The following is a 17145-nucleotide window of genomic DNA, read 5'->3' as shown; positions in this document are numbered from 1 at the left end:
CCGTGGGCGGGGTGCTGCCGACCCTGCTGCTGATCCTCGCCGGGGTGCTGGTCGGCGGGGCGGTCTCGCTGCACCGCCAGGGCGCGACGCGCGGCGCGGTGGTGGTCACCGCGGTGCTGGCGGTGCTGGCCACGGCCGGCGGGGTGCTCTGGCTGCTTCCCGGGGAGGGCTGATGGGCGATCTGGTCAAGCGGGTCGTGGTGCTCGACTACGGCTCGGGCAACCTTCGTTCGGCCGAGCGGGCCCTGGCGCGGGCCGGCGCCGACGTCACCGTCACCGCCGACCTGGCCGCCGCCGCGGCTGCCGACGGCCTGGTGGTGCCGGGCGTGGGCGCGTACGCCGCCTGCATGGCCGGCATCGAGGCGCTCGGCGCGGGCCCGGTCATCGCCGAGCGGGTCGCCGCCGGGCGGCCGGTGCTGGGCATCTGCGTGGGCATGCAGGTGCTCTTCGAGCACGGCGACGAGCACGGCGTGGTCACCAAGGGGCTCGGGCTGCTGCCGGGCGGGGTGACCCGGCTGCCCGCCGCCCGGCTGCCGCACATGGGCTGGAACACGGTGCGGCCCCCGGCGACGTCGGTGCTCTTCGCGGGCCTGCCCGCCGACAGCCGCTTCTACTTCGTCCACTCCTACGGGGTGGTCGACGCGGGCGCGCTGGCGGCGTCGGGCGCGGCGGTGACCACCGCCCAGCACGAGGCGGACTTCGTGGCGGCGGTGGAGCGGGGCGCGCTCTCGGCCGCCCAGTTCCACCCGGAGAAGTCGGCCGACACCGGCGCGGCGCTGCTGCGCAACTGGCTCGGCACCGTGCCCGCCGGTGGCTGAGCGGGGCCCGCGCGGCCGGGGCACCGGGCCGGGGGGAGCGGCGTGAGCAAGGAGCGGGCCCGCCGCCGGGAGGCCCGCGAGGCCCAGTTGGAGCGGGAGCGGGCGGTGCGCCGCCGCCGGGTGGCCCGCCGGGAGCGCCGCCGCGCGGTGGTGCGCCGGCTGACGCCCCGCTGGCCGCGCCGCCGCAGCGGCCGGCTGGCCCGGCACTCCCGGGGCGAGCGGGCGGCGATCGTCGGCCTGACCGGCGTGGCGCTGGTCGCCATCTGGAGTTTCGTCGACGACCTGGCGCTGCGGGTGGTGCTTGTCGTGTTGTTGCTGCTGGTGTTGCCGGCGGCCGTGGTGATCGCACTGGGCCGCCGGTCCTGACGCGCACGTTATCGATCCGAGGAGAAGAGCGTTGAGCCTCACCCTGTTGCCCGCCGTGGACGTCGCCGACGGCCAGGCCGTCCGGCTCGTGCAGGGCGCCGCCGGCAGCGAGACCGCCTACGGCGACCCCCTGGAGGCGGCGCTGGCCTGGCAGCGCGACGGCGCGGAGTGGATCCACCTGGTCGACCTGGACGCCGCGTTCGGCCGGGGCTCCAACGCCGCGCTGCTGGCCGACGTGGTGGGCCGGCTGGACGTGCAGGTGGAGCTGTCCGGCGGGATCCGCGACGACGCGTCGCTGCGGGCCGCGCTGGGCACCGGCGCGGCGCGCGTCAACATCGGCACCGCCGCGCTGGAGGACCCGCAGTGGTGTGACCGGATCTGCGGCGAGTACGGCGACCGCGTCGCCATCGGCCTGGACGTGCGCGGCCGTACCCTGGCGGCGCGGGGCTGGACCCGCGACGGCGGCGACCTCTACGAGGTGCTGGAGCGGCTCGACAAGGCGGGGGCCTCCCGCTACGTGGTGACCGACATCACCAAGGACGGCACGATGCGCGGGCCGAACCTGGACCTGCTGCGCGAGGTCTGCTCCCGCACCGACGCCCCGGTGATCGCCTCGGGCGGCGTCTCGACGCTGGACGACCTGCGCGCCCTGGCCACTCTGGAGCCGGTCGGCGTGGAGGGCGTGATCGCCGGCAAGGCGCTGTACGCGGGCGCGTTCACCGTGCGGGAGGCCCTCGACGTGCTCGCCGCCGCGTGACGGTCACCCGGCTGGGCTCGGGCGGCCCCTGGGAGGCGCTCTACGGCTACTCCCGGGTCGTCCGGGCCGGCGACCGGGCCGTCACGGCCGGCTGCACGGCGACCGTCGACGGCCGGGTGGTGCACGTGGGGGACGCCGCCGCGCAGACCGCGCAGGCGCTGCGGATCGGCCTGGCGGCCCTCGCCGAGGTCGGCGCGGGGCCCGGCGACGTGGTGCGCACCCGGATGTACGTGACGGACCGCGCGCACGCCGACGAGGTGGGCCGGGCCCACAACGCGGTGTTCGGGGCGGTCCGGCCGGCGGCGACCCTGGTCGTGGTGGCCGCCCTGCTCGACCCGGAGCACCTGGTCGAGGTGGAGCTGGAGGCGTACCTCGGCGACCGCTGACCCGGCCCGCCCCGCCCGCCGGGGCGCCGGGCCGGCGGTGGTGCGTGGGGCGGTGGCGGTGAGCCGGGGCACAGTGCGGGCCATTAGGTTGTGCACAACTCAATTGCGCACTATGTTTTCCCCGTGACCGACGATCTGGTGCTGGGACGGCAGGTGTGCTTCGCGCTCTACGCCGCGTCGCGCGCCCTCACCGACGTCTACCGGCCGATCCTCGACGAGTTCGGGCTCACCTACCCGCAATACCTTGTGCTGCTGGTGCTCTGGGAGCGCGGCGACGACGCGCCCACCGTCTCCGAGCTGGGCGCCGCCCTGCGGCTGGACTCCGGCACGCTCTCCCCGCTGCTCAAGCGGCTGGAGGCCGCCGGGGTGCTGGTCCGGTCGCGGTCCGCGGCCGACGAACGGCGGGTGGAGGTGCGCCTCACCGACGCGGGCCGCGCGCTGCGCGAGCGGATGTGCGGCGTGCCGCTGCGGGTGGCGCTGGCCACCGGGCTCACCGAGGCCGAGCTGATCGGGCTGCGCGACACCCTCAACCGGGTCACCGAGACGATCCACCGACAGAAGGAGAAGTGATCGCCATGCAGGTCCTCTACACCGCCAACGCCCGCGCCACCGGCGACGGCCGCGACGGCCACGTCCGCACCTCTGACGGCACCTTCGACCTCGACCTCGCGGTCCCGAAGGAGATGGGCGGCGCGGGCGGCGCGGCGAACCCGGAGCAGCTCTTCGCCGCCGGCTACGCCGCCTGCTTCCACTCCGCGCTGCGCCTGGTGGCGCGGCGGGCCAAGGCCGACGTCACCGGCTCCGTCGTCGACGCCGAGGTGGGCATCGGCGCCAACGGCAGCGGCGGCTTCGGCCTGGCCGTCACGCTCGTGGTGGACCTGCCGGCCGTCCCCCGGCCCGCCGCCGAGCAGCTCGTCGAGCAGGCCCACCAGGTCTGCCCCTACTCGAACGCGACCCGGGGCAACGTCGAGGTCGCCCTCACCGTCCGCGAGGCCCTCGCCGCCTGAGCCGTGGCGCGCGGCGTCGGCGCACCCGTCTGCCGCCGCGCGCCGCGCCCCGCCTGACACAGCCCCGACCAGCGACCGAGAGGACGACCGACACCGTGACCGTCAACCGTGAGATCCACCTCGCCTCCCGCCCCGAGGGGTGGCCGACCGCCGACAACTTCCGGCTCGTCGAGACCGAGGTGCCCACCCCGGGTCCCGGGCAGCTCGTGGTCCGCAACCAGTTCATGTCCGTCGACCCGTACATGCGGGGCCGGATGAACGACGTCAAGTCGTACGTGCCGCCGTTCGCCCTCGACGCCCCGCTCGACGGCGGCGCGGTCGGCGAGGTGGTGGCCGGCGAGGGCAACGGGATCGGCCCCGGCGACACCGTCCTGCACGGCCTCGGCTGGCGGGAGTACGCCCTGGTCGACGCCAGGGGAGCCCGCAGGGTCGACCCGACGATCGCCCCGGTGAGCGCCTACCTGGGCGTGCTCGGCATGACCGGGCTGACCGCGTACGCCGGCCTGCTCGACGTGGCCGCCATGCAGCCCGGGGAGAGCGTCTTCGTCTCCGGCGCGGCCGGGGCGGTGGGCAGCATGGTCGGCCAGATCGCCAAGCTGAAGGGCGCCGCCCTGGTGGTCGGCAGCGCCGGCTCGCCGGCCAAGGTCGAGCGGCTGCGGGCGCTCGGCTTCGACGCCGCGTTCGACTACCACGACGGCCCCGTCGCCGACCAGCTCAGGGCCGCCGCCCCGAAGGGGATCGACGTGTACTTCGACAACGTCGGCGGCGAGCACCTGGAGGCCGCGATCGGCGCGCTGCGCCTGCACGGGCGGGCCGCGATCTGCGGCATGATCGCCCAGTACAACGCCACCGAGCCGCCGGCCGCCCCGCGCAACCTGGCGCAGCTCATCGGCAAGCGGCTCACCCTGCGCGGCTTCCTCGTCGGCGACCACGGCCACCTGCGCGACCAGTTCGTCCAGGAGGTCGCCGGCTGGCTGCACGAGGGCAGGCTCTCGTACGACGAGACGGTCGTCGACGGCATCGCCGCCGCCCCGGACGCCTTCCTCGGCCTGCTGCGCGGCGACAACCTCGGCAAGATGCTGGTGCGCCTGTAAGGAAGGGCCCCTTGTTAACGCTTCCGGTAGAGAAGGGTCCCCTTCTCACCCCGCCCCGGAGCGCGCCGCGGCGCGGAGCCGGAGCCGCCCGCGGAGCCGCGGCGCGGAGTCGGGGCGCGGAGCCGGGCCTGCCCGTCGCCGGTGGTCGGCCTCACGTCGGCGGCCGCCGGGACGGGCGGGGCGATAGGCTTCCCGGCATGACGGTGGCGGTGCGGGTGATCCCGTGTCTCGACGTGGACGCCGGGCGGGTGGTCAAGGGGGTCAACTTCCTCGACCTGCGCGACGCCGGCGACCCGGTGGAGCTGGCGGCGGCGTACGACCGGGCGGGCGCGGACGAGTTGACCTTCCTGGACGTGACCGCCTCCTCCAGCGACCGGGGCACCATGCTCGACGTGGTGCGGCGCACCGCCGAGTCGGTCTTCATCCCGCTCACCGTGGGCGGCGGCGTGCGGCAGGTCGCCGACGTCGACACGCTGCTGCGGGCCGGGGCCGACAAGGTCGGGGTGAACACCGCGGCCATCGCCCGGCCCGAGCTGATCGCCGAGATCGCCGACCGGTTCGGCCGGCAGGTGCTGGTGCTCTCCCTCGACGTTCGCCGCGCCCCGGCCGGCACCACCGCGAGCGGCTTCGAGGTCACCACCCACGGCGGCCGCCGGGGCACCGGGCTCGACGCCGTCGAGTGGGCGCGGCGCGGCGCCGAGCTGGGCGCGGGGGAGATCCTGCTCAACTCGATGGACGCCGACGGCACGAAGGCCGGCTTCGACCTGGAGCTGATCGGCGCGGTCCGCGCCGTCGTCGACGTGCCGGTGGTGGCCAGCGGCGGGGCGGGCGAGGTGGCCCACTTCCCGCCGGCCATCGCCGCCGGTGCCGACGCGGTGCTCGCCGCCAGCGTCTTCCACTTCGGCGAGCTCACCGTCGCCGAGGTCAAGGACGCCCTGCGCGGCTCGGGCCACCCCGTGCGCTGACTGTGAGGCTGCCCAGTCGGTCCGTCGGTGATGGGCTGATGTCGGCAGTGGTGGACGTGACTCCTGCGCTGACCCGCCCCGGCGGCGCCGGGCGATCCGGTCCCGCCCGTCGTGCGGGGCCGGGCCGACGCGGTGGCGCGGCCCCGTGGCGGCCGCCGGGTCGGTCGACGCCCGGCGGCACGCCCCCGCCCGTCAGGGCCGCCCGGAGTGGCCTTCCGGCGAGCGGCGCGGGGCCGGGATCGAGCGGACGGCGTATTCCTGCACGGCGGCGGCGTGCTCGTCCTCGGGGAGGGTCCACTCGGCGCTGCCCGGGGCGTGCCGGCGGCTCAGCACGCCCTGCACGGTGTCGACGGCGGTGGCCAGGCCGGCGCTCGGCCGGGAGCGCCAGAGCCGCTCGCCGTCGGGGGTGAGCCGGAACCAGCCGTCGGTCACGCTCACCAGGCCGGCCCCGACGAGCCGGCGAACTGCGGTCTCCACCTCGTGCCGTTCGGGGATGGCGTGGTTGAGGTGGTCGGCTGTGGAGAGCACGTCAGCGAGCCGGACGCCCTCGGGGCGTCGGGTGGATGCCGACCTGCGGTGCCGGCCGGCACCGTTGGCGATCACCAGCGAAACGAAGATCCAGGCGTCGGTCCAGCGCCATCCGCTCTCCCCCATGCAGGAATGATGCCGTGCGTCGCCCTCGGAGGAAACACCTACTTTTCCGGTACGGGCGTCACCGCAGCTCAGCGCGGTGACGTGGTCACGGTCCGGCGGGGCGTGGCCCGGCGGCCCCCACCTCGACCGGTCCCGCCGGTTGCGCGTCGACGGTGAACGGGGGCAGGAACAGTTGGGTCAGCGGCCCGATGGCGAGGGCGTACGCGACGGTGCCGACGCCGACGGTGCCGCCGAGCAGCCAGCCGAGGGCCAGCACGGTGACCTCGATGACGGTGCGCACCAGCCGGACCGACCGGCCCGGGCGGCGCGCCACGTAGCCGGTCATCAGGCCGTCGCGGGGGCCGGGGCCGAGCCGCGCGCCCAGGTAGAGGGCGGTGGCGGCGCCGTTGGCGACGATCCCGACGACCAGCAGCGTCGCCCGTGCCGCCAGCGGGGCGTCGCCGGGCAGCAGGGCCAGGGTGGCGTCGACCACGAGCCCGATGACCAGCACGTTGCTGACCGTGCCGAGGCCCGGTCGTTGCCGCAGCGGGATCCACAGCAGCAGCACGAGCGCGCCGACGGCGATGGTGACGGTGCCGAACGACAGCCCGGTCCGCCGGGCGACGCCCTGGTGGAAGACGTCCCACGGGTCGAGGCCGAGGCCGGAGCGGATCATCAGCGCCATGCTGACGCCGTAGAGGGTCAGCCCCGCGTAGAGCTGGACCAGCCGCCGGGCGGGCCGGTGCCGCAGATTGCCAATTGCCACCATGCATGCCACCCTAGGTGCCAATCCGGCGATGGGGAGAGCCAATATCGGGAGGGTGGCCATGACGAGCCAGGTGCGGGGGACCCAATTGGCTCGGCTCCTCGGGCAGTGGCACGCGCTGCCCGGCCGCCGCCGCAGCCCGGACTACGCCGCGCTCGCCGGCGCCGTCCGGGGGCTGCTCGCCGACGGCCGGCTGCCCCTGGGGGTGCGCCTGCCGGCCGAGCGGGAGCTGGCCGAGGCGCTGCGGATCAGCCGGACCACGGTGACCGCCGCGTACCGGCAGTTGCGGGAGAGCGGCCACCTGGCCAGCCGCCGGGGGGCGGGCAGCTGGACGATGCTCCCGGGCACGCACCGGGTGGCCAGCACCGGCCTGTGGACCCCGCTGGACGACCGCGACATGATCGACCTCGGGGTGGCCGCGCTGGCCGCCCCGCCCGAGCTGCTGCCCGCCGCCCGGGCCGCCGCCGAGGACCTGCCCCGCTACCTGGGCGGGGCCGGCTACCACCCGACCGGCGTCATCGAGCTGCGCGAGGCGGTCGCCGCCGGCTACACGGCGCGGGGCCTGCCCACCTCGCCCGACCAGATCATGGTCACCAGCGGCACCCAGCACGCGCTGGACCTGGTGCTGCGGCTGGCCCTGGCGCCCGGGGGCAACGTGCTGGTCGAGTCGCCGACGTACCCGAACGCCCTCGCCGCCCTCGCCGCCCGCCGGGCCCGGATCACCACGCACGGCCTGGCCACCGACGCCGCCGGCTGGGACGCCGACCTGCTGTTGGGCAGCCTGCGCCAGGGGCGGCCGAAGCTGGCCTACCTGATCCCCGACTTCCAGAACCCGACCGGGCACCTGATGCCGGCCGAGCTGCGCGAGCGGGTGGTCGCCGCGGCCCACGCCGCCGGCACCGACCTGGTGATCGACGAGTCGTTCGTGGACCTGCCGCTGGACGGCACCGAGCTGCCCCCGCCCGTCGCCACGTTCGACAGGCACTCCCGGGTGATCTCCATCGGCGGGATGAGCAAGCCCTACTGGGGCGGCCTGCGCATCGGCTGGGTCCGCGCGTCCGCCCCGCAGGTGCAGCGGCTCGCCGCCGCCCGGGTCGGGGTGGACATGGCCAGCCCCGTGCTCGACCAGCTCGTCGCGGTCCACCTGCTCGCCGACGCGCCGGCCATCGTGGCCGCCCGCCGCACCCAGCTCGCCGCCCAGCGCGACGCCCTGACCGACGCGCTCGCGCGCCGCCTGCCCGACTGGCGGGTCACCGCGCCGCGCGGCGGGGTGACGCTCTGGGTGGAGCTGGACGGGCCGATCTCCAGCGCGCTGGCCCGTGCCGCCGAGGAGGTCGGCGTACGGCTGGCCCCCGGTCCCCGGTTCGGCCTGGACGGCACCCTCGAACGCTTCCTGCGGCTGCCGTTCACGCTGCCCGCCGCGGACCTCGCGGAGGCCGTCGGGCGGCTCGCGGCGGTCCGCTACGACCTGGACCGCGCCGGCCGCCCGCGCTGGCAGGAGCCGGCCGTCATCGCCTGACCGCCCGCGCTGGCAGGAGCCGGCCGTCATCGCCTGACCGCCCGCGCCCGCGCGGTCCACCGATCCGGCCGAACCCGGCCGCCCGGGCCCCGGGGTTGGGAGACTGCGGGGGTGCGCAGCGGGGGATGGTCGCTCGGTGTGCGACCCGGCGCGCCCGGCTCGCGCACCACCCGGCTGGAGCTCTTCTACGACCTGGTCTTCGTCTACGCGTTCCTGAACGTCACCACGCTGACCGTGTACGACCCGAGCCCCGTCAGCCCGTTCCGCTGCCTGCTCGTGCTGGGGCTGCTGTGGTGGTGCTGGACGGGCTTCGCCGGGCTCGGCAACGCGGTCCGCGCCGACCAGGGTGTCCTACCGCTGGTCGGCTTCGTCACGGTCGCCGCGACCTTCCTGCTGGCCCTGAGCATGCCGGGCGCGTTCACGGACCGCCCCGGGGGGCTGAACGGCCCGCTGGTCTTCGCGAGCTGCTACTTCCTGGTCCGCGCCACGCAGCTCGCGGTCTTCGGCTGGGTGGCCCGGGGCGACCCGGCCCGGCTGCGCCGCTGGGCGCTGCTGGCGGTGCTGCCGGTGGTCGCGGCGGCCCTGCTCGTCGCGGCCGGGCTGGTGCCGCCGCGGATCGCCCACGACGGCACGGCGACGGCCCTGCAACTGGCCTGCTGGGCCGCCGCGCTGACCCTGGAGTACGTGGCCGGGACGATCCTCGGCGGCCCGTACTGGGCGGTGGTGTCGGCCGGGCACTGGGCCGAGCGGCACGCCCTCATGGTGCTGATCGCGCTCGGCGAGTCGATCATCGCGTTGGGGCTGGGTCCGAAGTTCGTCACCGGCCTGCCGCTGACCTGGCCGGTGGTGGTCGCCGCGGTGACCGGCGTCGTCATCGCCGCGGCGCTGTGGTGGGCGTACTTCGACGTCCTGGCGCTCGCCGTCGAGCAGGCGCTGCACCGGGCCCGCGACCCGGTGACGCGGGCCCGGCTGGCCCGCGACGTGTACACGTACCTGCACCTGCCGATCGTCGCCGGGGTGATCTTCTTCGCCGTCGGGATCAAGGACCTGCTCGTCGAGGCGGCGGACCCGACCAAGCCGGACTGGGGCGAGCCGCTGGGGGCGTTGTGGATCCTCGTCCTCTACGGCGGGGTCGGCCTCTACCTGCTCAGCCTCGTCGCCTGCGGGGTGCGGGTGCTGCGGGTGCTGCGCTGGCCGCCGGTGGTCGCGGTGGCGGTGCTGGCCGTGCTGTCGCCGGTGGCCGCCCGGATCGGGGCCCTGCACGCGCTGCTGCTGCTGGGGGTGGTCTGCGTGGTGCTGACGGTGGTGGAGACCCGGGGGGAGGGACGTCGCCGGCACCGGGTCCGCCAGTTGGCGCTGGCGGAGCAGGCCGAGGCCGAGGCCGAGGCGAGCCGGTGGCGCGCCGAGCACCTGTGAGCCGGGCCGCTGCCGTCGCGTGCCGACCGGGCGACCGGCGGCCGTGCCCCGGGACGGTGGGGCACGGCCGCCGGCGGGTCGCCGGCTCAGATCTCGGCGAGGCTGCCCTCGTACATCCGGTCGATCTCGGCCGCGAAGTTGCTCTCCACGCCCCGGCGCTTGATCTTGAGGGACGGGGTCATCTCGCCGTCCTCGATGGTCAGGTCGCGGGGCAGGACGGTCACCTTCTTGATCGTCTCCCAGCGGTTGAGCTTGGCGTTGAGCTGGGCGACGTACCCCTCGACCATGGCCCGGGCCTCGGCGGAGGCGGCGATCTCGGCGTAGCTGCGCCCCTCCAGCGGGCCGCCGGCCGCCCAGCCCAGGATCGCGTCCGGGTCGAGGCTGACCAGCATCGTGCAGTAGTTGCGGGCCTGGCCGATGACGACCGCCTGCGACGTGTACGGGCACAGCGCCTTGAACATGCCCTCGATGTGCGAGGGGGCGACGTACTTGCCGCCGGAGGTCTTGACCAGGTCCTTCTTCCGGTCGGTGATGCGCAGGTAGCCGTCGTCGTCGAGGCTGCCGATGTCGCCGGTGCGGAAGAAGCCGTCCTCGGTGAACGCCGCGGCCGTGTCCTCGGGGAGGTGGTGGTAGCCCCGCATGACCGGCCGGCCCCGGACCAGGATCTCCCCGTCGGTGTCGATCCGGCACTCCAGGTCGCCCATCGCCCGGCCGACGGTGCCGATGCGCAGGCCGCCGGGCGGGTTGACGAAGTTGCCGGCGCTGCTCTCGGTGAGGCCGTACCCCTCGGAGATCGGCAGGTTGGCGGCGGCGAAGAAGGTGGCGATCTCCTTGCTCAGCGGCGCGGAGCCGGAGACCAGCACCCGGATCCGGCCGCCGAGGCGGGCCTGGAGCTTGCTGAACACCAGCTTCTCGGCCAGCGCGTAGCGCAGCCTCAGCCCGGCGGGGACGGGCCGCCCGGCCTGCTCCAGCCCGACCTTCTCCTTGCCGACCCGCACCCCCCAGGCGAAGATCTTCGCCTTCGCGCCGCCGGCGCCCTGCGCGGTGGTGACCGCCTTGTTGTAGACCTTCTCGAAGACCCGGGGCGCCCCGCACATCAGCGTCGGCCGCACGACGGCCAGCAGCTCGACCAGCTTCTCGACCCGGCCGTCGACGTAGGTCGGCAGGCCGACGTGGGTCGCGCCGCAGAGCAGGGTCTTGCCGAACGAGTGGGCCAGCGGCAGCCACAGGTACTGCAGGTCGTCGGTGCGCAGCAGCCCCACCTCGGCCTGCGCGACGCCCTCCCAGCACCACCCGCCGTGCAGCAGCTCGACGCCCTTGGGCCGGCCGGTGGTGCCGGAGGTGTAGATGAGGGTGGCCAGGTGGTCGGGCCCGAGGTCGGCGGTCAGGCGCTCGATCAGCTCCGGGTCGTCGGCCAGGGCCCGGCCGCCGCGCTCCTCCAGCTCGGCGAGGGTCAGCTGCGGCACGGCCGCCGCCGGGTCGGGCGTGCCGTCGAAGAGCACCACGTGGGTCAGGGCCGGTAGCGTCGCACCGGCGATCTTGGCGGCCTGGGCCGGGTTCTCCGCGAACAGCACTCGCGAGCCGGAGTCGGCGACGATGTACGTGGTGTCCTCGGGCTCGGTGGTCGGGTAGACGGTGGTGGTGGCGCCACCCGCGCACATGATGCCGAAGTCGGCGAGCACCCAGTCGAGCCTGGTGCTCGACAGGATCGCCACCGGGTCCTCGCGGCCGACACCGAGCCCGTGCAGCCCCGCCGCGATCGCCCGGGCCCGCTGCCCCACCTGGGCCCAGGTCAGCCAGACCGGCCCGGAGTCGTCGGGGGCGGGGTGGGCGAACGCGGGGCGGTCGGGGGTGGCCGCGACGCGCTTGAGGAACATGTCGGGGATGGAACGGTACGGTACATCGAGAGACATCGCTGTAGCCGCCTTCGGGGGGTGGAGGCGTGACGGGGGTCACGTCGTTTGCGGTTACCGAAGGGTATTGCCTGCACCGCGCATCGGCTAGTCCTCGCGCCGGCCCGCCGACGCGGCGTAGGTCAGATGCCGAGCTGGGCGGCCCGGAGCCGGTCCACCACCGCCGCCGGCCCCTCCACCTGCACCCGCGAGACCCGCTGCCGGCCGGTGAGGAAGAGCGTCAGCTCGCCCGGCGCGCCGACCACCCGCACCCGTGGCCCGCCCCGCCCCGCCGACAGCGCGCCGTGCCCGGGCGCCTGCACCAGCAGGTCGGCCGGGAAGCGGCGCAGCGCCAGCCGGCCGAGCACCGAGGCCCGCCGCCACAGCACCGCGTCCAGCCCGGCCGGCAGGTCGCGCGGGCCCCACCCCGCCCGGGCCCGCCGGACGTCCTCGTGGTGGATGTAGAACTCCATGGCGTTGACCAGCTCGTCGGTGAGGGGATTGCTCAGCGGGCTCCACAGCGGCGGCCGGCGCACCTGCGCCACCAGCTCGTCGAAGGGCCGCGCCGCGACCCGCAGGCGCACCCGTTCGGCGTACCCGCGCAGCGGTGGCAGCGCGATCCCCCCGGCGGCGTCCGGCCGCCGCTCCCGCACGACGAGGTGGGCGGCGAGGTCCCGGACCGACCAGCCCTCGTTGACGGTCGGCGCATCCGGACCCAGGGTCTGCATGAGGTCGGCGAGCGCCTCGCGCTCCGACCGGGCGTACCGCGGCATGGCCCGATCGTAGGCCGGCGCGCCGCCGTCGGCCCGTCGTGGCGGGGACGGCCCCCGACGTGACCGCCGACATACCCGTTCCGGGACAGCGTGGCTGGACCCGTCCGGTAAGGATGAGGGGGATAATGTGCAACTTACGGCGGGGGAGAGCGTGACCAGCAGGACAAGTCGGGACGTGCTCCGCAGGGGGCTGTCCGTGCTCGGCCGGGCGATCCGGGAGCAGCCCCGGATCTTCGCGGTGGCGGTCAGCGGCAGCGTGCTGTTCGGCGGGCTGGTGATCGCCAGCGCGTACGTCGTCGGCGCGGTGGTCGGCGACGTCGTGGTGCCGGCGATCGCGCGCGGGTCGGTGGGCGTCGCCGCCCTCGCCCTCGCCGCCGGGGCGCTGTTCGGCATCAGCGTGCTGCGGGTGGTCGGCATCTTCGGCCGCCGGCTCGGCGCGGGCTACATGCAGTTCCGGCTCCAGGCCGCCTACCGCCGGCAGGTCACCCGCCGCTACCTGGACCTGCCGCTGTCCTGGCACCAGCGCAACGCCACCGGCACCCTGCTGTCCAACGCCAACTCCGACGTCGAGGCGGCCTGGTACCCGATCGCCCCGCTGCCCTTCGCCGTCGGCACCGTGGTCATGCTGGTCGGCGCGATCGCGTCCCTGTTCGTCACCGACTGGGCGCTGGCCCTCGTCGGCCTCGCGGTCTTCCCCGCCCTGTTCGCCCTCAACGTGGTCTACTCCCGCCGGATGGCCCCGCGCCAGGCCCGCGCCCAGCGGCTGCGCGCCGAGGTCAGCGGCATCGCCCACGAGAGCTTCGACGGCGCCCTGGTGGTCAAGACCATGGGCCGCGAGGCGCAGGAGACCGCCCGGTTCGCCGCCCGCGCCGGCGAGCTGCGAGACGCGCTGATCTCCGTCGGCCGGCTGCGCGGCGTCTTCGACCCGATGCTGGAGACCCTGCCCAGCCTCGGCACCCTCGCCGTGCTGGTGGTCGGCGCGTTCCGTCTCCGGCAGGGCGCCATCTCCGTCACCGACCTGGTCAGCGTGGCCTTCCTGTTCACCGTGCTCGCCTTCCCCGTGCGGGCCATCGGCTGGGTGCTGGCCGAGCTGCCGCGCAGCGTCGCCGGCTGGGACCGGGTGCGCCGGGTGCTCGACGCCACCGGCGAGATGCCGTACGGCGACGTCGCCCTCGACCCGGCCGACCCGACGCCGGCCACGCTCGCCTTCGCCGACGTCGGCTTCGCCTACGAGCCCGCCGAGGCGCACCTGCCCGGCGCCGAGGTGCTCGGCGAGGTCACCTTCACCGTGCCCGCCGGGAAGACCGTGGCCCTGGTCGGGCCCACCGGCTCGGGCAAGTCCACCATCGCCGCGCTGGCCGTGCGGCTGGTCGACCCGCACACCGGCACGGTCAGCCTCGACGGCGTCGACGTCCGCCGGCTCACCGCCGCCTCGCTGGCCGGCACCGCCGCTCTGGTCGCCCAGGTGCCGTTCGTCTTCGACGACACCGTGCGGGCGAACATCGCGCTGGACCGGCCCGGCGTCACCGACGACGACGTCTGGGCCGCGCTGCGGCTCGCCGAGGCCGACGGCTTCGTGGCCGCGCTCCCCGAGGGGCTCGACACGATGGTCGGCGAGCGGGGCACCTCGCTCTCCGGCGGGCAGCGGCAGCGGCTCACCCTGGCCCGGGCCCTGGCCGGGCGGCCCCGGCTGCTGGTCCTCGACGACGCCACCAGCGCGGTCGACCCGAGGGTGGAGGCGGCCATCCTCGCCGGGCTGCGCGCCCCGGCCGCCGGCGGCCCCGCCGCCTCGATCCTCGTGGTGGCCTACCGGCGGGCCACCATCGCCCTCGCCGACGAGGTGATCTACCTGGAACAGGGCCGGGTCGTCGCCCGGGGCACCCACGCCGAGCTGCTCGCCACCGTCTCCGGCTACGCCGACCTGGTCACCGCCTACGAGCAGGCCGAGGCCGAGAGCGAGCAGCAGCCCCGCCCGTACGACGAGGTCACCCCGCTGACCTCCGGCCTGGAAGTCGAGGTGGACCGGTGAGTGTGGTGGAGGCCGAGCAACCGGCGGAGAACACCTGGCGCACGCTGCGGCGGGGCCTGGCCCTCTCGCCCGAGCTGCGCACCGGCCTGGCCGGCACCCTCGCCCTGGCGCTGATCTACATGGTGGGCCGGGTCGCCGTGCCGGTGGCCGTGCAGCAGGGCATCGACGAGGGTATCGTCGGCGGGCTCGACCTGGGCGTGGTGTGGACCGTCGTCGCGGCGACCGCCGCCGTGCTGGTGGTGACCACCACCTGCGGCTACCTGATGATGCGCCGGCTGTTCACGGTCAGCGAGACGGCCCTGGCCAACGTGCGCACCCGGGCGTTCCGGCACGTGCACGACCTGTCGATGCTGCACCAGCAGTCCGAGCGGCGCGGCTCGCTGGTCTCCCGCGTCACCAGCGACGTCGACCAGATCACCCAGTTCCTCCAGTGGGGCGGGGTGATCCTCATCGTCAACCTCGGCCAGCTCGCGGTGACGACGGCCGTCATGCTCGCGTACTCCTGGCAGTTGACCCTCGTGGTGCTCGCCGCGTTCGCGCCGGCGGTGCTGGTGATCCGGCAGCTCCAGCGCCGCCTCGCCGGCGCCTACGGGGTGGTCCGGCAGCGGATGGGCACCCTGCTCGGCACGATCGGCGAGAGCGTGGTCGGGGCGCCGGTGATCCGGGCGTACGGGATTGCCGGGCGGACCGCCCGGCGGCTCGACGTGGCGATCGAGGGGCAGCAGCGGGCCCAGCAGCGGGCCATCCGGATCAGCATCATGGGCAGCTCCGTGGGGGAGCTGGCCGCCGGGTTGGCGCTGGCCGGCGTCGTGGTGCTCGGGGTGCTGCTCGGCGTGGACGGCACCCTGTCGATCGGGCAGCTCACCGCGTTCCTGTTCCTGGTGACCCTGTTCATCCAGCCGGTGCAGATCGCCACCGAGGTGCTCAACGAGGCGCAGAACGCGATCGCCGGCTGGCGGCGGGTGCTCGACGTGCTCGACGTCGCCCCGGACGTGGCCGACCCCGGCGAGCAGGGGCGGGACCTGCCGTCGGGGCCCCTGGACATCCGCTTCGCCGGGGTCGGCTTCGCCTATCCGGGCGGGCCGCCGGTGCTGCACGACGTGACCCTGGACATCGCGGCGAAGAGCCGGGTCGCCGTGGTGGGCGAGACCGGCAGCGGCAAGACCACGTTCGCGAAGCTGCTCACCCGCCTGATGGACCCGACCGACGGGGCGGTGCTGCTCTCCGGTGTGCCGCTGACCGAGGTCCGGTTCGCCTCGCTGCGTTCCCGGGTGGTGATGGTGCCGCAGGACGGCTTCCTGTTCGACGCCACCGTCGGGCAGAACGTCCGCTTCGCCCGGCCGGAGCTGACCGACGCGGAGCTGACGGCCGCGTTCACCGAGCTGGGGCTGGCCGACTGGCTGGCCGGGCTGCCGGCCGGGCTGGACACGCCGGTCGGCGAGCGGGGCGAGGCGCTGAGCGTGGGGGAGCGGCAGCTCGTGGCCTTGGCGCGGGCGTACGTGGCGGACCCCGACCTGCTGGTGCTCGACGAGGCGACCAGCGCGGTGGACCCGGCGACCGAGGTGCGCCTCCAGCGCACCCTGGACGCGGTGACCCGGGGCCGGACCACCCTCGCGATCGCCCACCGGCTCTCCACCGCCGAGGCCGCCGACGAGGTGATCGTGGTGGACCGGGGCCGGATCGTGCAGCGCGGGCCGCACGAGGAGCTGATCCGCGACCCCGACTCGGTCTACGGCCTGCTGCACGCCTCCTGGCTGGAGCAGACCCGCTGACGGTCCGGGCGGGCGAACCGGCGGTGCGGTGGACGCGGGGAAGCGCATGGTCTACGGTGCTGATTAGGTAAGCCTAACCTTCGGAGGTGGGTCATGCGCCCCAGTCCCGCCCTGCGCCCCACGCCCGCCGAGACCGTCCGGACGCTGGTCGCCGGCCGGCTCCCGGCCCTGGTGCACCTGGCCCAGCGGCCCGGCCCGTTCCACGTCCGGCACGCCACCGACGTCGACGGGCGGGTGCTGCTGCTCGTCGGCGTGCACAGCGACCTGGCGGCGGCGCTGCCCCGGGGCGAGGGCTCCGACGTCGCCGTGGCGCTGGACGTGCTGGACCTGCCGCCGGCCGCCGGCGCCCCGTCGCTCGGCCGCGCCTGGGTCTCCGGGTGGGCCGCCCCGCTGCACGGCGACGCGGCCCGCCAGGCCACGCTGGACTTCGCCGAGGTGGACCCGACCGGCGACCTGCTCGACGTGGGCACCCGCTTCCGGCTCTACCGCTTCGAGGTGGCCGAGGCCCGGCTGGAGCGCCCCGACGGGCTGCTGCGGATCGACCCCGTGGCGTACGCCGAGGCGGAGCCGGACCCGCTGCACCCGGTGGAGCCGGAGCTGCTGACCGAGCTGGCCGTGCACCACGGCCGGGAGATGGCCGCGTACGTCCGGCGGCAGCTCGGCCTGGTCGAGTCCGGCCCCGACGGCCCGCCCCGCGTGGTCCGCGTCGACCGGTACGGGCTGCTGGTCTCCCTCGGCCGGCCCGGCGCCCGGCGGCGGGCCCGGCTGGCCTTCCCGCGTCCGGTGGCCGACCACCGGGAGCTCGCCCGGCTGCTGCACCCGATGCTCTGCCAGCACCCGCACTCCGCCGCGCCCCGCGGCTGAGCGCCCCGCCGCCCGCTGGGGCGCGGGCTGTGCCGGTGGGCGCGGGCCGTGCTCCGGGAGGTGAGCGGGGCACCCCGCTCTACCGGATG

The 17145-nt window shown here is 75.6% G+C and carries 18 protein-coding genes; 14 read left to right on the top strand and 4 right to left on the bottom strand.

What is annotated here, in order from left to right:
- Nucleotides 1–2: 2 nt before the first annotated feature.
- The 9 genes from O7633_RS09690 to hisF all read left to right on the top strand — a co-directional run bounded on the left by O7633_RS09690 (nucleotide 3) and on the right by hisF (nucleotide 5392).
- Nucleotides 3–173: a hypothetical protein gene (locus O7633_RS09690; protein ID WP_176734836.1), complete on the top strand. Its 171-nt coding sequence runs from the start codon at nucleotides 3–5 to the stop codon at nucleotides 171–173.
- On the top strand, nucleotides 173–817 hold the full coding sequence (hisH, locus tag O7633_RS09685; protein WP_282327431.1) for an imidazole glycerol phosphate synthase subunit HisH: 645 nt from the start codon (nucleotides 173–175) through the stop codon (nucleotides 815–817). The genes O7633_RS09690 and hisH overlap by 1 nt, the downstream gene beginning before the upstream one ends.
- A 42-nt stretch (nucleotides 818–859) precedes the next feature.
- Nucleotides 860–1183, top strand: coding sequence for a hypothetical protein (locus tag O7633_RS09680; protein WP_074474438.1), 324 nt, complete (start codon nucleotides 860–862; stop codon nucleotides 1181–1183).
- A gap of 31 nt (nucleotides 1184–1214) precedes the next feature.
- On the top strand, nucleotides 1215–1940 hold the full coding sequence (gene priA, locus O7633_RS09675; protein ID WP_074474437.1) for a bifunctional 1-(5-phosphoribosyl)-5-((5-phosphoribosylamino)methylideneamino)imidazole-4-carboxamide isomerase/phosphoribosylanthranilate isomerase PriA: 726 nt from the start codon (nucleotides 1215–1217) through the stop codon (nucleotides 1938–1940).
- On the top strand, nucleotides 1937–2326 hold the full coding sequence (locus tag O7633_RS09670; protein ID WP_074474436.1) for a RidA family protein: 390 nt from the start codon (nucleotides 1937–1939) through the stop codon (nucleotides 2324–2326). The genes priA and O7633_RS09670 overlap by 4 nt, the downstream gene beginning before the upstream one ends.
- 123 nt (nucleotides 2327–2449) lie before the next feature.
- Entirely contained in the window at nucleotides 2450–2896 is a 447-nt protein-coding gene (locus O7633_RS09665; RefSeq protein ID WP_043967344.1) for a MarR family transcriptional regulator, read from the top strand.
- Between the two features lie 5 nt (nucleotides 2897–2901).
- The gene (locus O7633_RS09660; RefSeq protein WP_282328507.1) at nucleotides 2902–3333 is read left to right on the top strand and encodes an organic hydroperoxide resistance protein; all 432 of its coding nucleotides are present in this window, start codon (nucleotides 2902–2904) and stop codon (nucleotides 3331–3333) included.
- Between the two features lie 95 nt (nucleotides 3334–3428).
- A complete protein-coding gene (locus O7633_RS09655) occupies nucleotides 3429–4427 on the top strand; it encodes an NADP-dependent oxidoreductase (RefSeq protein ID WP_282327427.1) in 999 nt (332 codons plus the stop codon).
- 197 nt (nucleotides 4428–4624) lie between these two features.
- Nucleotides 4625–5392 (top strand): imidazole glycerol phosphate synthase subunit HisF, encoded by a 768-nt coding sequence (gene hisF, locus O7633_RS09650; RefSeq protein ID WP_278128141.1) that lies wholly within the window; start codon nucleotides 4625–4627, stop codon nucleotides 5390–5392.
- Nucleotides 5393–5584: 192 nt separating this feature from the next.
- Here the strand turns inward: hisF and O7633_RS09645 are convergent, their stop codons facing one another.
- Nucleotides 5585–6046, bottom strand: a complete 462-nt coding sequence (locus O7633_RS09645; protein ID WP_278128139.1) for a hypothetical protein — start codon at nucleotides 6044–6046, stop codon at nucleotides 5585–5587.
- 85 nt (nucleotides 6047–6131) lie between these two features.
- Nucleotides 6132–6794 carry a hypothetical protein gene (locus tag O7633_RS09640; protein ID WP_282327425.1) on the bottom strand — a complete coding sequence of 221 codons (663 nt, stop codon included), beginning with the start codon at nucleotides 6792–6794 and terminating at the stop codon, nucleotides 6132–6134.
- 58 nt (nucleotides 6795–6852) lie between these two features.
- Here O7633_RS09640 and O7633_RS09635 point away from each other — a divergent pair, with 58 nt between their 5' ends.
- Nucleotides 6853–8310, top strand: coding sequence for a PLP-dependent aminotransferase family protein (locus O7633_RS09635; RefSeq protein ID WP_278128135.1), 1458 nt, complete (start codon nucleotides 6853–6855; stop codon nucleotides 8308–8310).
- Nucleotides 8311–8421: 111 nt separating this feature from the next.
- Nucleotides 8422–9726, top strand: coding sequence for a low temperature requirement protein A (locus O7633_RS09630; RefSeq protein ID WP_282327423.1), 1305 nt, complete (start codon nucleotides 8422–8424; stop codon nucleotides 9724–9726).
- Between the two features lie 86 nt (nucleotides 9727–9812).
- On the opposite strand, the gene O7633_RS09625 is transcribed toward O7633_RS09630, so the two are convergent.
- Both O7633_RS09625 and O7633_RS09620 read right to left on the bottom strand, forming a co-directional pair.
- Nucleotides 9813–11639 (bottom strand): long-chain fatty acid--CoA ligase, encoded by a 1827-nt coding sequence (locus O7633_RS09625; RefSeq protein ID WP_278128132.1) that lies wholly within the window; start codon nucleotides 11637–11639, stop codon nucleotides 9813–9815.
- Between the two features lie 122 nt (nucleotides 11640–11761).
- Complete coding sequence (locus O7633_RS09620) at nucleotides 11762–12391, bottom strand: TIGR03085 family metal-binding protein (RefSeq protein WP_178065830.1); 630 nt, start codon at nucleotides 12389–12391, stop codon at nucleotides 11762–11764.
- 151 nt (nucleotides 12392–12542) lie between these two features.
- Here O7633_RS09620 and O7633_RS09615 point away from each other — a divergent pair, with 151 nt between their 5' ends.
- The 3 genes from O7633_RS09615 to O7633_RS09605 all read left to right on the top strand — a co-directional run bounded on the left by O7633_RS09615 (nucleotide 12543) and on the right by O7633_RS09605 (nucleotide 17056).
- Nucleotides 12543–14420, top strand: coding sequence for an ABC transporter ATP-binding protein (locus O7633_RS09615; protein WP_178065829.1), 1878 nt, complete (start codon nucleotides 12543–12545; stop codon nucleotides 14418–14420).
- Nucleotides 14417–16192: an ABC transporter ATP-binding protein gene (locus tag O7633_RS09610; protein WP_282327419.1), complete on the top strand. Its 1776-nt coding sequence runs from the start codon at nucleotides 14417–14419 to the stop codon at nucleotides 16190–16192. Before O7633_RS09615 ends, O7633_RS09610 begins: the two co-directional genes overlap by 4 nt.
- Nucleotides 16193–16303: 111 nt before the next feature.
- Nucleotides 16304–17056 carry a DUF2470 domain-containing protein gene (locus O7633_RS09605; protein WP_282328506.1) on the top strand — a complete coding sequence of 251 codons (753 nt, stop codon included), beginning with the start codon at nucleotides 16304–16306 and terminating at the stop codon, nucleotides 17054–17056.
- Nucleotides 17057–17145 lie beyond the last annotated feature (89 nt).

The sequence above is a fragment of the Micromonospora sp. WMMD712 genome (genome assembly GCF_029581295.1).
GTDB lineage: Bacteria > Actinomycetota > Actinomycetes > Mycobacteriales > Micromonosporaceae > Micromonospora > Micromonospora carbonacea.
Note: the sequence above shows the minus strand (reverse complement) of the source record. Positions and strands in the feature narration are given on the sequence as shown.

What these genes read in the sequence shown, in the direction of transcription:
- O7633_RS09635 (WP_278128135.1), top strand. Translation starts at nt 6,853, where the DNA reads ATGACGAGCCAGGTGCGGGGGACCCAATTGGCTCGGCTCCTCGGGCAG.
- hisH (WP_282327431.1), top strand. Translation starts at nt 173, where the DNA reads ATGGGCGATCTGGTCAAGCGGGTCGTGGTGCTCGACTACGGCTCGGGC.
- hisF (WP_278128141.1), top strand. Translation starts at nt 4,625, where the DNA reads ATGACGGTGGCGGTGCGGGTGATCCCGTGTCTCGACGTGGACGCCGGG.
- O7633_RS09620 (WP_178065830.1), bottom strand. Translation starts at nt 12,391, where the DNA reads ATGCCGCGGTACGCCCGGTCGGAGCGCGAGGCGCTCGCCGACCTCATG.
- O7633_RS09645 (WP_278128139.1), bottom strand. Translation starts at nt 6,046, where the DNA reads ATGGGGGAGAGCGGATGGCGCTGGACCGACGCCTGGATCTTCGTTTCG.
- O7633_RS09625 (WP_278128132.1), bottom strand. Translation starts at nt 11,639, where the DNA reads ATGTCTCTCGATGTACCGTACCGTTCCATCCCCGACATGTTCCTCAAG.
- O7633_RS09660 (WP_282328507.1), top strand. Translation starts at nt 2,902, where the DNA reads ATGCAGGTCCTCTACACCGCCAACGCCCGCGCCACCGGCGACGGCCGC.
- O7633_RS09640 (WP_282327425.1), bottom strand. Translation starts at nt 6,794, where the DNA reads ATGGTGGCAATTGGCAATCTGCGGCACCGGCCCGCCCGGCGGCTGGTC.